Origin of the sequence: Legionella nagasakiensis, from assembly GCF_900639915.1 — a bacterium.
GTDB classification, from domain to species: Bacteria; Pseudomonadota; Gammaproteobacteria; order Legionellales; family Legionellaceae; genus Legionella_A; species Legionella_A nagasakiensis.
The window spans coordinates 276,398-292,090 of the sequence record NZ_CAAAID010000001.1; the positions used below are offsets into that span (position 1 = coordinate 276,398).

The following is a 15,693-nucleotide window of genomic DNA, read 5'->3' on the forward strand; positions in this document are numbered from 1 at the left end:
TTATTGGCAAGCTTCACAGTCAGGATCTGTAATGGAACAGGCCTTGGGCTCATTGAGTTTCACAGCATTCAATGTGCCATCTGTGACGGTTGATTTTTCAGCATTACTTGCACCTACACTTCGTAAATAGTAAGTGGTTTTTAAACCACGAATCCAAGCCAGGCGATATAATTCATCAAGTTTTTTGCCAGATGGTTTCGCCATGTAAATGTTTAATGATTGAGCCTGATCCAGCCATTTTTGTCGGCGTGAACCGGCTTCGACCAGCCAGATTGGATCGATTTCAAAAGCGGTTGCATAGCGTGCTTTTAGTTCTGTTGGCACACGACTGATTGGTTGTACGCTGCCATTGAAATATTTCAAATCATTGACCATCACTTCATCCCATAGATTCAGCGCTTTCAAGTCTGCTACCAGGTAAGGATTTACAACGGTAAATTCTCCGGACAGATTCGATTTCACATACAAGTTTTGATAAGTTGGTTCAATGGATTGTGAGACACCGCAAATATTAGAAATGGTTGCGGTTGGGGCAATGGCCATAACATTGGAATTACGCATGCCTTGTGTGCGGACTTTAATACGTAATGACTCCCAATCCAGACGTTGTGAACGGTCTTGCTTTAAATGTTGTCCGCGTGCTTGCTGCAGCAAATTAATAGAATCAATGGGGAGAATGCCTTTACTCCACAAAGACCCTTCGTAACTTGAATAGCAACCGCGCTCTTGGGCCAACTCGCAAGAAGCTTCAATAGCATAGTAGCTGATGAGTTCCATAGACGTATCAGCAAACTCAATGGCTTCCTCCGACGTATAATCCAGCTTAAGCTGATACAACGCGTCTTGAAATCCCATCAAACCTAGGCCAATTGGGCGATGCTGCAGGTTGGAATTGCGTGCTTGAGGCACGGAATAGTAGTTAATATCAATGACGTTATCCAGCATGCGAATAGCTGTTTTAATGGTTTGTTGTAATTTTGCGCCATCCAGTTTGCCCTCTTTGATATGGGCCGGCAGGTTTATACTACCTAAGTTACAAACAGCAATTTCATCTTTCGATGTATTGAGTGTGATCTCTGTACATAAATTTGAGCTGTGAATGACTCCTGCATGTTGCTGAGGAGAACGCAGATTACAGGCGTCTTTGAAGGTTAGCCAAGGATGGCCAGTTTCAAAGAGCATCGATAGCATTTTGCGCCATAATTTAACCGCCGAAAGAGTTTTTACGTTTTTAATGTTGCCAAGACGAGCGTTTGCCTCATATTCAAGGTATAAGGCCTCAAAGGCATGACCGTATTGATCATGTAATCCAGGTACTTCGTCTGGTGAAAATAAAGTCCAGTCTCCTTGTTCATAGACACGCTTCAGGAACAAGTCCGGAATCCATAAGGCTGTATTCATATCATGAGTACGGCGACGATCGTCGCCTGTGTTTTTACGCAATTCAAGAAATTCTTCTACATCGCGGTGCCAGCATTCAAGATAGGCACAAACCGCTCCCTTGCGCTTGCCTCCTTGGTTAACGGCAATGGCGGTCGCATCAGCAACATTCAAGAAAGGAACGACACCCTGTGATTTACCATTGGTACCCTTGATGTGCGATCCCATGGCTCTTACTGGCGTCCAATCATTCCCAAGTCCGCCGGCAAATTTGGATAATAAGGCGTTGTCTTTAATCGCACTGTAAATGCCATCCAGATCGTCAGGAACTGTCGTTAAATAGCAGCTGGATAATTGCGGGCGCACCGTCCCCGAATTGAATAGGGTCGGCGTTGATGCCATATAATCAAAAGAAGAGAGCAAGGTATAGAATTCAATGGCTTTCTTTTCCTTCTCTTGCTCACGAATCGCAAGCCCCATGGCAACGCGCATGAAAAAAGCTTGTGGTAATTCATAACGTACGCCATGTTCGTGAATGAAATAGCGATCATAAAGCGTTTGCAAGCTCAGATAAGTGAACTGCATATCACGCTCAGGCAACAGTGCTTTTGCGAGTTTATCTAAATCGAATTCGTTGAGCTTGGGATCAAGCATGCCTTGCTTGATGCCTTGGGCAAGATAGTGTTTAAAATAAGTTGGATAAAGAGCAGCCATTTCATCAAATGTTGCCTCGCTTTGCATTTCAAGTTTGCTTAGTGCTTCAGAACGTAAACTATCAAGTAATAAACGTGCACTCACATACGTGTAGTTAGGTTCGGTTTCAACGAGCGTGCGGGCTGCCATAATTAAGGCTTTATGGACATCCTGTAAATTGGCTTGATTGTAGAGATTTCGCAGAGCATCTTTGATAACCGGGTCGGTTTTTACATGAGTCAGATTACGGCATGCTTCAGCAACAATGGTTTTAACACGCTCCATATCTAACGGCATCAATTCGCCATTCGGCATGGTGATTAACGGGATCTTGCTATCACTGGCTTGTTGCTTTAATTCGGTGGATCGAGCTTTACGGCGCTCTTCACGATAAAGAACATAGGCGCGGGCTACCTTGTATTGGCTGTTGCGCATTAAGGCTAGCTCTACCTGATCTTGAATGTCTTCGATGTGAATGGTTCCACCGCTTGGCAAGCGTCGCTTGAATGTTTGGGTAACTTGTTGGGTTAATTCATCAATTTGCTGATGAATGCGGTTAGATGCAGCGGCATTACCACCTTCAACTGCAATAAACGCTTTGGTAATCGCTACTTTTATTTTGCTTTCGTCATAATGAACGACTTTACCATTTCGCTTAATTGTTTTTAGCAAACCAGGCGTATTTGCGGTCAATTCCAGTTGACTTTGCTGTGGTAATTTTGTTACCGGTTCAAGTATCTCAGACATGTTTTCTCCACAGTGAAGATGAATATTGTCAACAGCTTATGGCAATATCATGTATTAATAGTATAGCAAAAAAACACAATATATGGGTATCATACGGCTTGAACTAACAAGATAATGTGTTTTGATGTGAATTTCAAGAGAATAACCACAGGATATTCTGTGGATAAAATGTGGGTATAGGAGCTTGTTGGCAAATTCTACTAAGAATGAACACTAGCCGTCATTTCCTGTGCTCCGCTGCTCATGTACTAGGAAGACGTGGTTTAACGATAATTGCATCACTAATATTGGAAAAGCCATGTACATTCAATTGAAAGGAACCGATATTTGCTGTTAATTGGCTGGAACTTCCGCCATCCAGATTTAGGGCTTCTTTGCAGTTTAGCGGAGAAGATTTCATAATTTCAGCCAATGTTTTAGTGGTCATGGGCGTATTATCGGTCACAAGGATGATTACTTCATCGTTTGAGTTAATGCCAAGGGCGGTGCGTTCAGCAAGGCCAGGTTTAAGCGATGGAATTTTCCCATTGATCAGTAGACGTGGACCACTTTGCAACGCAAAACTGACGTAATGATTATTTTTAAATTGTCGTGGCGCAGATAAATAAGGTTTTTGACCTTTGATGTAAAATACGCCCCACCAGCTAATGTGTTTTATTGGATTATGTAGTTGATGGTTGCTAATACGCAAGCCTAATGAGTGATAATTTTTATCAAAAAATCCACCGTTAATAGCAATCAGGGCGTTACTATGTTGAGCAAACTCTTCGGTTGAAGCGTGTTTTCGCGATAAATGATTGGCCATCACCAGGTCGAATTGATTTTTTTGCAAATTAATGCGAAAGACATGAATGTGTGCCCAAGGATTTAATAGGCTCGAACTAAGATCGCGGTATTGAATACCTGGTGCAAGCTCTCGCCAGTTATCAGCGATACTTAAAGAAGCCATTGATAACAGTATAATCAATAAAACAATGGGTTTTACCATCCTAATGGTTTGCCTAAGCTTATTAATCTTGTATCCTTGTGTACAAACGTTCAATGCGATGGGGCCGTCATGCAAACATTACCGCAAAATAGCAATTCAGCCTTAGTTAAGTCAACCGCTGAGTTAAAGGAAATCATGCAAAACGTACTAGAATGTGCACGTCGGCAAGGTGCCAGTGACGCAGCTGTAGGCATTAATATTGATCGTGGTTTCTCGGTTGATGTGCGGATGGGAGAAGTGGAAACGGTCCAATTCAGCGAAGATAAAGGCATCAGTGTCACAGTATATATTGGGCAGCGTAAAGGTGGTGCCAGCAGTACCGATACCTCAGCAAGTGCCATTGAAGCCATGGTGTCGGCCGCTTGCGATATTGCACGGGTTAGTGCCGAAGATCCTTGCTTTGGACTTGCCGATCGTGACTTAATAAATAATGATTACCCTGATTTGGATTTGCATCACCCCTGGGGCATTAAACCACCTGAAGCCATTGAAAAAGCGCTGGCTTGCGAACAAACGGCTTTAGCGGTAGACAAACGAATTAGCAATTCGGATGGCGTTCATCTGTCGACTTATACATTTTCGCATGGTTATGCCAACAGTTATGGCTGTGAAGGCATCATTCACAGCAGTCGTCATAGTGTCAGTTGCTCCCTCATCGCTAAAGACAAGGAGGTCATGCAACGTGATTATGATTATACCACAGCAAGGCATTTTAAGGACTTGCTGCCGCTTGAGTTTTTGGCTAAAAGTGCAGCCGAACGTGCAGTTAGCCGTCTCGGCGCACGAAAAATAAAAACTCAAAAAATCCCGGTGGTTTTTTCTTCACGATTATCTCATGGGTTATTTTCAACGTTTATTAGTGCCGTCAGTGGTTCAAATCTTTATCGTAAAAATTCTTTTTTGCTGGATTCGGTCGGAAAGCAGATTTTTCCGGAAGAAATCCATGTGTATGAACAACCCCATTTACTGCGTGGTTTGGGGAGCTCGCCGTTTGATGGAGAGGGTGTGCCTACACGAAACAATGTGTTTGTCGATGAAGGTAAGCTTTGCCAATATGCTTTGGGCAGTTATTCGGCACGTCGATTAGGATTAAAAACAACCGCAAACAGTGGGGGTATATTTAATTTAACCATTGACCCGACTGCTGGAGATTTGCAAGATGTATTAAAAAAAATGGATAAGGGGTTGTTAGTCACCGAATTGATGGGACAAGGGATTAATATTCTGACCGGTGATTATTCTCGAGGAGCCAGCGGATTTTGGGTGGAAGGAGGTGAAATTCAATACCCGGTTGAAGAAATAACAATTGCAGGGAATCTGAAAACCATGTTTAGCACCATTGCCGCAGTTGGACGGGATATCAATCCAAATGTGGCAACGCGTTGTGGATCTGTGCTGATAGAGGAAATGACAGTCGCGGGCAGCTAATTTCGAATGCCCTAAAGGAAGGTTGATAACACGCTCTAGTTTTTGTCGCGAAAAATAATTCGGCCTTTGGTTAAATCGTATGGGGTGAGTTCAACCTTTACCTTATCACCTGTCAGAATTCGAATATAATTTTTACGCATACGTCCTGAAATATGCGCCGTAATGATGTGGCCATTTTCAAGCTCCACACGAAACATGGTGTTAGGCAGTGTGTCAATGACAGTCCCCTGCATCTCAATGTGATCTTCTTTTGCCATAGCTCTCCTGGAAATCAATAAATTCCGCACGGATATTATGCGGAATAGACAATAAAGTGCAAATAGTGCCCTAAAATGGAGAAAATGGCAATGAATGCCTGTTTTAACTCTAAAAAAACCAGGACGTCAGGGTCAGTTTGACCATAATCCTTGTCGTGTTGGATATTGCAAGCTGTTTTTTAACAACCCAAGAAATTGATGGCGACTAATGATTTCGGCGCCTAAACGTTGCAGATGCTTTGTTGGTAATTGGCAGTCAATAAAATCAAACTTCCAAGCCGATAGTGTTTCGCATAAATGATAAAGGGCGAGTTTCGATGCATCTCGAATGTGATGGAACATCGATTCTCCAAAAAACACATGCCCCAGACTGACCCCATATAATCCTCCAGCCAGTTGATTTTCATGCCAGATTTCAAAGGAGTGGGCATAGCCCATGGTATGTAGTTGTGTATAGGCTTCAATCATTTCCATCGTTATCCAGGTATTATTCTTCCGGCCTCTGCTGGTAGCACAGGCATTGATTACCATGGAAAAAGCGGTATCGATCGTAAAATGAAATGGTTTTTTTAAAGATTGCTTTAAGCTGCGTGATAATTTAAATGCTTGGGGCTTTAAAATAAGACGAGGATCAGGAGACCACCATAAAATTGGATAGCCTGGATTAAACCAAGGGAATATCCCCTGACGATAGGCGGCTAATAGGCGTGCTGTTGATAAATCACCGCCGACAGCTAGTAAGCCTTGCACGTCACTGGTCTCAGGATGTGGGAAGGTGAGATCGTCCTTGGTCAACAGTACGGGTTTGATGATTAACCACCCAAAGAATCAAGATATTTTTCAGCATCAAGTGCTGCCATGCAACCAAAGCCCGCAGAGGTTACTGCCTGTCGGTAGACATGATCAGCAACGTCACCGCAGGCGAATACTCCGGGAATGTTAGTGGCTGTTGCCATGCCGTTTAATCCCGAACGAATGATTAAATAGCCATCTTTCATATCGAGCTGTTCTTTAAATAATTCAGTATTCGGTGTATGCCCTATTGCAATAAATACGCCATCGATTTCCATATCTTCTTGTTGGTTCGTGATGACATTATTTACCCGAATGCCAGTTACTTTTACACCGTCTCCAAGTACTTCTTGCAACGTGTGATTCCATAATAGTTTCACATTTCCAGTATGAGATTTTTCAAATAATTTATCTTGTAAAATTTTTTCTGAGCGCAATGTATCGCGTCGGTGGATTAACGTCACGGAAGCGGCAAGATTTGACAGGTATAACGTTTCCTCCACAGCCGTGTTACCGCCTCCTACGACACAAACGTGTTTGTTGCGGTAAAAAAATCCATCACAGGTGGCACAGGCGGAAACACCGCGCCCTTGGTAAGCTTTTTCCGATTCAAGACCCAAATAGCGGGCTGATGCTCCTGTAGCAATGATCAAGGCATCGCAGGTATATTGTTCGCTGTCACCAGTTAAGACAAATGGTCGTGCGTGAAGATCAGCTTTGATAATATGATCAAAGATAATATTCGTCTGAAAGCGTTCAGCGTGTTGTTGCATGCGTTCCATTAATGCTGGTCCTTGCAGTCCTTCAACGTCGCCAGGCCAGTTATCGACATCGGTCGTCGTTGTTAGCTGTCCTCCTGGCTGCATTCCTGTAATTAACACCGGATTCAAATTCGCACGGGCAGCATAGACAGCTGCCGTATAACCTGCAGGTCCTGAGCCAAGAATGATGAGGCGATGATGATTGGTTGAGCTCATATTTTCTACCTTTGATAATCTATTTTGTTAGAGCTTGTTAATTCATTCTACTTGTTAATTCATTCTACTAAAAAGGAACACTAGCCATCATTTATTGTGCTTCGCTGCTTGTCAATAACATCTATTGCTCTATTTTTAGCGAATTTTAACAAGCTCTTATTCTGTGCAAAATTATTTATGTTAAGATGACGATAGTATGATAAATCACGTTGCTTTAAAATACCTATGACAAAACAGCGAAAGGGTAATAAGGCTGGTCCCCCTAAAACAGCTATGCCGCATTTATTCATGAAACGAATCAGTGAGGGCAGTTTTATTTTGGTGCTGACGGTGGCTTTATTTGTGTTGCTGTCTTTATTAACGTATCGCATGAATGATCCTGGATGGATGCGCCTTGCAGACTCTTCTGAAATAGCCAACGCCGGCGGTCAGGTAGGCGCTTATATAGCGGATGCACTTTATTTGGGTTTTGGATATTTTTCCTATTTTCTGCCTGTTTGTTTTGCTTACATCGCCTGGTTGATTTTAAAAGATCATCGTGCTTTACGTACGGTGAATAAAGCAATGTTGTTGTTGCGTGGTGTGGGCCTTTTATTTTTAATAAGTGGTGGCTGTGGATTGCTTGCTTTGAAGCTTCATGTGGCGCCACTTGGGATTATACCTTTTCCAGGCGGTTACCTTGGTCTTTATATTGCGATGTTCTTAACGAAAGGCTTGAATGCTCAAGGGGCTACACTTCTTCTTTTTGCCATGCTGTTGGTTGGGGTGACTTGGTTAACAGGACTTTCTTGGGTATACGTTACTGAATTTATTGGTTGTTATACTTTAGTTATCATTCGTTGGTTGACGCGTGCTGTTGTCATCAGTTTCAGCCTTTTGTCATCTGGAATTGCTCAACTTAAAAAAATCTTTACGCAAAAACGTTGCGAAAAAGCAGCTATTTTTGTTGCACCGCCGACTAAAACCATTAGGGAAGCGCCGGTTATAAAGAAAACTGTAGTCCAGGAAGAAACGGCGCCTATCAAAAAAGCGAAAGAACGGTTGACGGGTAACATAGAAACGTTTGGTACGATGCCATCCTTAAGTTTACTCAATAAAGGACAACCGGGTAAGCCTATGGCGGGATATACTCATCAAGAACTTGAAACCTTGTCGCGTGATGTTGAACAATATTTATTAGATTTTGGCATACAAGCGGATGTGGTTGCCGTGCATCCAGGGCCTGTTATTACGCGTTTTGAATTGCAACTGGCTGCCGGTGTAAAAGTAAGCAAGCTCACAGCGCTCTCTAAAGATCTTGCGCGTTCTTTATCGGTAACCAGTGTGCGGGTTGTTGAAATTATTCCTGGAAAAACGGTGGTTGGCATTGAATTGCCAAATCAAAACCGTGCTACCGTATGTTTATCTGAAGTATTATCTGCAGACGTGTATCAGAAAGCACACTCGCCATTAACGTTGGCATTAGGCGTTGATATTGCCGGCAGTCCGATGGTGGTTGATTTGGCAAAAATGCCTCATTTACTGGTGGCAGGAACGACTGGCTCAGGCAAATCTGTGGGAATTAATGCGATGATTTTAAGTTTATTATTTAAATCATCGCCACAGCAGGTGCGTTTGATTATGGTTGATCCAAAAATGTTGGAATTATCGGTTTATGATGGTATTCCGCATTTGCTCACCCCCGTCGTGACCGATATGAAAGAAGCCGCTAGTGCCTTGCGCTGGTGTGTAGGAGAGATGGAGAGACGATATCGTCTAATGGCTTTCTTTGGTGTACGCAATCTATCCGGATTTAATACAAAATTAGCCGAAGCTGCCGCGAAAGGGGAGGCGTTGACGGATCCTTTATGGAAGCCTACCCATTCTGTGGAGGAGCAAGCACCAGAATTGCAGCCGTTGCCATACATCGTGGTGATCATCGATGAGTTGGCGGATATGATGATGGTGGTTGGCAAAAAAGTAGAGCAATTAATCGCTCGAATTGCTCAGAAAGCAAGAGCTGCAGGAATTCATTTGATTTTGGCAACCCAAAGACCTTCTGTTGATGTATTGACTGGACTGATTAAATCGAATATCCCAACCCGGATTTCTTTTCAGGTGTCATCAAAAATTGATTCAAGAACCATTTTGGATCAACAGGGCGCGGAACAATTATTAGGATATGGAGACATGCTGTTTCTGGCGCCGGGCACTGGCGCGCCTCTACGTGTGCATGGGGCTTTTGTGGACGATAAGGAAGTGCATTGTGTTGCAGATGATTGGCGTGCACGTGGCGTGCCTGAATACATTGAAGAAATTACTCAGCACAGCGGCGATGGGCTTGAGGGTAGTTGGGGTGAAGACGGTGAGCAGGTAGAAGAATCGGATCCGCTTTACGATCAGGCGGTCGAATTTGTTATTCAAACTCGTAAAGCAAGTATATCCGCTGTGCAGCGGCGATTTAAAATTGGATACAATCGCGCTGCTCGTTTGGTTGAAGACATGGAAAGAGCAGGGTTGATAGGCCCTATGGAAGGTGGTTTTAGAGATGTATTAGTAGCGCCGCTTGAAAATTAAACATGAATTTTGCCTATTTTACAAACCTGGATTTTTATTTAGAGAGATATTATGAAAAAATTTGCTTTGTTTGTACTTCTGTTTTGCCTGCAAAAGGCATTTTGTGGTACAGCCAGCGATAATTTACAGGAAAAACTAAATTCAATTAAAACGATGAGCGCTGACTTTAGTCAGGTCGTTAAAGCGAAGAAAAGGAAGGTATCGAGTTCTTCTGGTACCATGGCTATGGAGCGGCCAGGACGATTTCGTTGGCAAACTAAAAGCCCGATGCCGCAATTGGTTGTGGCAGACGGCGAACGTCTTTGGGTTTATGATGTGGATCTTGAACAGGTTACAGTCAGGAAACAGGAAAAAGGCATTGGTGGAACGGCGGCTCTTTTTTTAAGTGGCTATAATGATACCGTGGCTCGGGATTTTGAAGTGACTGCGGGCAAAAAAGGGAATATGGAATATTTTGATTTGCATGCGAAATCCAATAAAGCAAATTTTCAGCAAGTCAAGCTTGTTTTTGCGGGCAAAACGCTAAATGGCATAGAATTATTTGATCAATTGGGTCAACATACCAAAGTACGTTTAAGTCGTATAAAAACAAATCAAAAGCTTGCAGCAAATTTGTTTAAATTTAAGATTCCAAAAGGCGTCGATGTGGTGAAACAATGAATGATTCATCATCTGGTTCAGTCGTAACGCCGCTGGCGGAATCTTTGCGCCCGACAACCATTGATGAGGTCATTGGGCAAGGCCATTTGCTTGGGGAGGGCAAGCCACTGCGTCTTGCCTTTGAGTCAGGAAAACCCTATTCCATGATCTTGTGGGGGCCTCCAGGCGTTGGGAAAACGACCATAGCAAGATTGACTGCCAATGCGTTTGATTGTGAATGGATTGCACTCTCTGCAGTTTTTTCCGGGGTTAAAGATATTCGCGCTGCCATCGATACTGCTAAGGCCTATGCATTAAAAGACCGCCATACGATTTTGTTTATCGATGAGATTCATCGCTTCAACAAAGCACAGCAAGATGCATTGCTGCCTTATACTGAGTCAGGTTTAGTTACATTTATTGGAGCAACCACCGAGAATCCTTCTTTTGAAGTGAATGCATCCCTTCTTTCTCGGGCGCAAGTGTATGTGTTGAAGTCCTTATCGGATAATGAACTGAAAGAATTGCTGCTGCGCGCGCAAAAAAAAGTTCTTGCGCATTTACAATTTGTACAAGAGGCAATAGACATATTGATTGCTTATGCAGATGGTGATGCAAGGCGTTTGCTTAATTTATTGGAACAAATTAATACAGCTGCAAGCACGTTAAAGGTCACTGAAGTTGATCGAGCATTTGTCCAGCAAGTACTTATATTAGGACCCAGGCGCTTTGATAAAAGCGGTGAATATTTTTATGATCAAATTTCAGCGTTGCATAAATCAGTGCGAGGCTCGCACCCTGACGCTGCTCTTTATTGGTTATGCAGGATGTTGGATGGCGGTGTGGATCCGCGCTATCTTGCCAGGCGAATCATTAGAATGGCGTGGGAAGATATTGGACTGGCCGATCCACGTGCCATGCAGTTGGCTAATGAGGCTGCTGATACTTATGAGCGCTTAGGTTCGCCAGAAGGAGAGTTGGCTTTGGCTCAAGCAGTTATTTATATGTCTGTTGCTGCAAAAAGCAATGCAGGATATAAAGCGTATCAACAGGCTGCAACGTTTGTAAAACGTGATAAATCACGTGAGGTGCCTTTGCATCTTCGTAATGCTCCAACCGCTCTAATGAAAAAATTAGATTATGGTAAGGCGTATCGTTATGCTCATGATGAACCACATGGCTATGCTGCAGGGGTACACTATTTCCCTGAAGGAATAGAAGAACCGGGCTGGTATCAGCCGGTAGATAGAGGATTGGAAAGCAAAATTGCTGAAAAAATGGATTTTTTACGGAAGCTAGATGAGCAAAAACGATAAAATCATATCCAAATGGATTAAGCGATGCTGGATGACTTGTGCCATCGTTATTATCAGTTTTGCCATTCTTTTTAGTCTTTTTCGTGCTTTAACACCGTGGGCTAGGCAATATAAAAGTGAAATTGAGCAGCATTTATCGACGTTAATTGGCCAACCCGTCAAAATCAGTAGTATGGAAACCAGTTGGTATTGGTTTGAGCCGGTGTTGAAATTAAACCAGGTCACAGTTTCAGATGCTCAACAGCCCATCTTAAAATTGAACAAATTACTCGTTGGCATTAATTTGTTAAGTTCTATTTGGCATTGGCAGATACAACCAGGAATTCTCTACATTGATAACTTACATATCTCACTGCGCGAGATCAATGACCGTTGGCAGATTGATGGTTTAGGGCTTGGACAACAACTGACGACGCTTGATTCTGATTCTTATTTGCCCTTACTTGCCTGGATTTTGGGACAGCAGAAAATTATGCTGCATCATGTTTCAGCGCTGGTTCATTTAAAAGATGGTTCTCTTTTACCCTTGAAAGAAATTAATCTCACCATTGTAAATCGTTCAGGCCGCTATCGTCTTAAAGGCAATGCCAGATTGGCCCAAACGATGGAAACCCAGTTGTCTATTCTGGCGGATATGCATATTGACACCGATGACTTAGATAAAACAAACGGCGAAATGTATATTTCAGTATCCAATTTTTTACCGGCGCAATGGCAAGGCTTCTTACCCAAATCTTCTTATTATCTGGAAGGGGGGCGCGGTGATGTTGAATTATGGTTGGATTTTTTTCATGGCCGCTTGAATAAAATTCAATCGCGATTAAATTTTCGACATCTTGCTTGGCATGACCGAGGTAGGGGAATCAGGTATTTTATTCAATCATTAGGGGCTAATCTAGCCTGGCAGCCTAACACAGATGGATGGCAAGTCAGTGCTGATCATATTAACCTGCGCCTGATGGACTTGCGTTGGCCGGAAAACAAGTTTCTTATAGAATATAGCAAGTCACAAGATGCTTATCGTCTGTTTGCCGAGACGTTATTTCTTGAACCTATTTTAAATCTGAAACTCGATTGGCCAGAAGCGATTCATCCTTTCTTAGCAGCCAACCCCTATGGAACCCTGCATAATACCCAACTTGAGCTGAAAGATCATCAGCTGTCTTATTTGTTGACTCGTTTTACCAAGGCTGGTTGGCAGGGAACGACGAATGTTCCTGCTGTGGGTAATCTTGCAGGGGTGTTGCATTGGCAGCCCACAGAAGGTCGTTTGGAACTTGATGCTGAAGCGCCATGGATTAAACCTCATGACTTACCGCCGGTGAAATTTGCACAAGTCAATGCAGCCTTTGATTGGAAGAAATTTAGTCATGGGTTACGTCTCAATATGGAGAGAATCGTCCTGGCCCGTCATGATTTAGTGCTAAGTGCCCGTGCTGCGTTGGATAAGCCTTCTTCGTCCTCTCCGGGGTATTTGCGCATGCAAGCTGAATTTTCTGCAGAGGAGGCGCAACAATGGCTTGCGTATGTTCCGTCAACTTATTTAAAACCAAAACTTAATGACTGGTTGAAGGAAGATGTAAAACGAATTGCTAAAGCCAGTGGCCGATTAAACGTCGAGGGCGTTCCAGCGAATTTTCCTTTTGATAAGAGCGAAGGTGATTTTTCCATAGATACGCATCTAAGCGGCGTTGATTTGTACATTAATAAAAATTGGCCGCTTAGCCGTGATATTGAAGCCTATTTGCGTTTCAATAAAAGAACAATGGAAGCGGATATTGTGCAGGCTGATTTACAAGGTGTTCCTGTTGACCAATTAAATTTACGTATTGATGACGTTGGATTGGATCGAGAAACGTTGCTCATGCATGGCAAGACGAATGCTTTGGCGGATAAAGTAATCGCTTTTGTGCTGGCATCGCCTTTGCGTCATCATTTATCAAAATTAAACACACTGGATTTACAAGGAAGGTTAGGTTTGGATTTGCGTTTGGAAATCCCGCTGTACCCTGAAAATGATAATGTATTAGCTCATGGTCATGTAACATTCAATAAGAATAACTTGATTTTTCATCACACGATGGATGATGTTGAATTAGAACATTTATCAGGGAATTTGCGGTTTGACGAGCATGGAATAATAGATAGCGCATTACAAGCCACTTTATTAGGCGATTCTGTAGTGATGTATATCCAATCTTTTCAACAGCCTCAACCATACACGGAAGTTCTTATTAAAGGAAATACAACGATTGATTTATTGAAAAAGAAGTTAAACCTTCCAATCTTTTCTTTGCTTCATGGTCATTTAACCATGGAAAGTCGTCTGATGTTAACGGATGATCCAAATGATTTGGATCATGTTCAGATAAGTTCTTCATTACAAGGCGTTTCAGTGGATTTACCCCCCCCTTTGGGAAAATCATCAGAGGTTTCTGCTCCATTAATGATTAATATGGATTTTAACCCCGAGAAGGCAATCCGAGTACGTCTCGATTATAATGATCGATTAAGCAGCGATTTGTGGTTTGAAAAGTCAAAGCAGTCCTTTTTATTGACAAAGGGTGAGGTACGCTTAGGAAGTGGTCATGCAATCGAACCAAAGAAAAATGATGTGTTGTTGGTTGGTTCATTGCCTTCTTTCGACTTCCAGCAATGGTTTGTCGCGTTGTCAAAAATTCCTGAAGATGCAAGAACTCCTGGCTTAGCGGATAGCATTCGTTTTATTGATATAAAATTCGGGAGAGCCAGATTTTGGACGCATGAATACGAAAATCTCATTATTAAAGCAACTAAGCGGGGTAAGAATGATTGGTTTGTGGATTTAAGACAAAAAGATGTTGCAGCGAGTTTAAGATATCAACAGGCAAAGAATATGCTAAGTGGGCATATCAAGTACATGAAGTTCGCCAAATCGTCGTTTTTAGACAAAAAAGATCAGGATTCCATTGGCCCGATTGAACCAGAAACGATCCCCAGCATGGATCTTGTTATTGATCAATTTAATCTTGGTGATGTTCATGTAGGACAAGTGAATTTAAAAACAACCAGCAATAAAAAACATTGGCAGCTTGACTCCTGTAAAATTAATTCTCCAGCTTATCAGCTTTTCTTGAAGGGTGATTGGCATTTTTCAGGTCAAAAAAGTGAAACTAATTTATGGGGGCGTTTGGAAATTAAAGATTTGGCCCAAAGCCTAAAACAATGGAATATTACACCGGTAGTGGAAGCTCATCATGGTGAAATTGAATTTAAAGGCAGTTGGCCTGCTGCTGTTTATGATGCTTCACTGGCGAAACTTAATGGCAATCTTCACATCATTTTCAAAAATGGGCGCATCACTAATTTGAGTCCTGAAACGGAAGAAAAGCTAGGGCTGGGAAAATTACTTAGTATTTTAAGCCTACAAACCATTCCTCGACGTCTTAAGCTGGATTTCAGTGATTTGTCCAAAAACGGGTATAGTTTTGATATTTTTAAAGGTAATTTTGTGCTTAAGAAGGGCATTATGACGACCGACGATAGTTATATTGATGGGCCGGTTGCTTATGCGAGCATGAAAGGTGATTTGGATTTAATCAGGCAATTGTATGATCTGGACTTAAGAGTTTCACCTCATATTACGGCCAGTTTACCGGTGGTCGCTACGATTGCCGGGGGGCCTATTGCAGGCATTGCAACTTGGGTAGCCAGTAAACTCATTCATCATGGCATGCAAAAAATCAGTGGATATACTTATAAAATTTCTGGACCATGGTCGGATCCGATTGTGCAGCAAGTGAGTATCATCAAGCACAAGCGTTTAAGCAATTAATCGAAGGACATACTTATGTGGGCTGCCTTAATAAAACAATATTGGCAGGTGAGTTTATTTAAGGAAACACCCGCCAATACACCGTATTCCCCGTTCTTATTGGCGG

Annotated in this window: 10 protein-coding genes; 5 read left to right on the forward strand and 5 right to left on the reverse strand. The window is 42.5% G+C overall.

What is annotated here, in order from left to right:
* Both E1O52_RS01285 and E1O52_RS01290 read right to left on the reverse strand, forming a co-directional pair.
* Entirely contained in the window at positions 1-2,820 is a 2,820-nt protein-coding gene (locus E1O52_RS01285; RefSeq protein WP_133126899.1) for a ribonucleoside-diphosphate reductase subunit alpha, read from the reverse strand.
* 241 nt (positions 2,821-3,061) lie between these two features.
* A complete protein-coding gene (locus E1O52_RS01290) occupies positions 3,062-3,808 on the reverse strand; it encodes a phosphodiester glycosidase family protein (protein ID WP_133126900.1) in 747 nt (248 codons plus the stop codon).
* A gap of 69 nt (positions 3,809-3,877) precedes the next feature.
* Here E1O52_RS01290 and pmbA point away from each other — a divergent pair, with 69 nt between their 5' ends.
* The gene (pmbA, locus tag E1O52_RS01295) at positions 3,878-5,236 is read left to right on the forward strand and encodes a metalloprotease PmbA (RefSeq protein ID WP_133126901.1); all 1,359 of its coding nucleotides are present in this window, start codon (positions 3,878-3,880) and stop codon (positions 5,234-5,236) included.
* 35 nt (positions 5,237-5,271) lie between these two features.
* Here the strand turns inward: pmbA and infA are convergent, their stop codons facing one another.
* From infA to trxB, 3 genes are all read right to left on the reverse strand, one after another.
* Positions 5,272-5,493, reverse strand: a complete 222-nt coding sequence (infA, locus tag E1O52_RS01300) for a translation initiation factor IF-1 (RefSeq protein WP_133126902.1) — start codon at positions 5,491-5,493, stop codon at positions 5,272-5,274.
* A gap of 132 nt (positions 5,494-5,625) precedes the next feature.
* A complete protein-coding gene (aat, locus tag E1O52_RS01305; RefSeq protein ID WP_423202695.1) occupies positions 5,626-6,291 on the reverse strand; it encodes a leucyl/phenylalanyl-tRNA--protein transferase in 666 nt (221 codons plus the stop codon).
* Between the two features lie 14 nt (positions 6,292-6,305).
* Positions 6,306-7,262, reverse strand: a complete 957-nt coding sequence (gene trxB, locus E1O52_RS01310) for a thioredoxin-disulfide reductase (protein ID WP_133126904.1) — start codon at positions 7,260-7,262, stop codon at positions 6,306-6,308.
* 225 nt (positions 7,263-7,487) lie between these two features.
* On the opposite strand from trxB, the gene E1O52_RS01315 reads away from it, so the two are divergent.
* The 4 genes from E1O52_RS01315 to E1O52_RS01330 are packed head-to-tail and all read left to right on the forward strand — an operon-like array spanning position 7,488 to position 15,587.
* On the forward strand, positions 7,488-9,818 hold the full coding sequence (locus E1O52_RS01315) for a DNA translocase FtsK (protein WP_133126905.1): 2,331 nt from the start codon (positions 7,488-7,490) through the stop codon (positions 9,816-9,818).
* Positions 9,819-9,869: 51 nt separating this feature from the next.
* Positions 9,870-10,478, forward strand: coding sequence for an outer membrane lipoprotein periplasmic chaperone LolA (gene lolA, locus E1O52_RS01320; RefSeq protein WP_133126906.1), 609 nt, complete (start codon positions 9,870-9,872; stop codon positions 10,476-10,478).
* The gene (locus E1O52_RS01325; RefSeq protein WP_133126907.1) at positions 10,475-11,773 is read left to right on the forward strand and encodes a replication-associated recombination protein A; all 1,299 of its coding nucleotides are present in this window, start codon (positions 10,475-10,477) and stop codon (positions 11,771-11,773) included. The genes lolA and E1O52_RS01325 overlap by 4 nt, the downstream gene beginning before the upstream one ends.
* Entirely contained in the window at positions 11,757-15,587 is a 3,831-nt protein-coding gene (locus tag E1O52_RS01330) for a YhdP family protein (RefSeq protein WP_133126908.1), read from the forward strand. Before E1O52_RS01325 ends, E1O52_RS01330 begins: the two co-directional genes overlap by 17 nt.
* Positions 15,588-15,693: the final 106 nt, after the last annotated feature.

Bases quoted from the DNA above. Each gene is read 5' to 3' on its own strand.
- E1O52_RS01285 (WP_133126899.1), bottom strand. From the start codon at position 2,820: ATGTCTGAGATACTTGAACCGGTAACAAAATTACCACAGCAAAGTCAA.
- E1O52_RS01290 (WP_133126900.1), bottom strand. From the start codon at position 3,808: ATGGTAAAACCCATTGTTTTATTGATTATACTGTTATCAATGGCTTCT.
- pmbA (WP_133126901.1), top strand. From the start codon at position 3,878: ATGCAAACATTACCGCAAAATAGCAATTCAGCCTTAGTTAAGTCAACC.
- infA (WP_133126902.1), bottom strand. From the start codon at position 5,493: ATGGCAAAAGAAGATCACATTGAGATGCAGGGGACTGTCATTGACACA.
- trxB (WP_133126904.1), bottom strand. From the start codon at position 7,262: ATGAGCTCAACCAATCATCATCGCCTCATCATTCTTGGCTCAGGACCT.
- E1O52_RS01315 (WP_133126905.1), top strand. From the start codon at position 7,488: ATGACAAAACAGCGAAAGGGTAATAAGGCTGGTCCCCCTAAAACAGCT.
- lolA (WP_133126906.1), top strand. From the start codon at position 9,870: ATGAAAAAATTTGCTTTGTTTGTACTTCTGTTTTGCCTGCAAAAGGCA.
- E1O52_RS01325 (WP_133126907.1), top strand. From the start codon at position 10,475: ATGAATGATTCATCATCTGGTTCAGTCGTAACGCCGCTGGCGGAATCT.
- E1O52_RS01330 (WP_133126908.1), top strand. From the start codon at position 11,757: ATGAGCAAAAACGATAAAATCATATCCAAATGGATTAAGCGATGCTGG.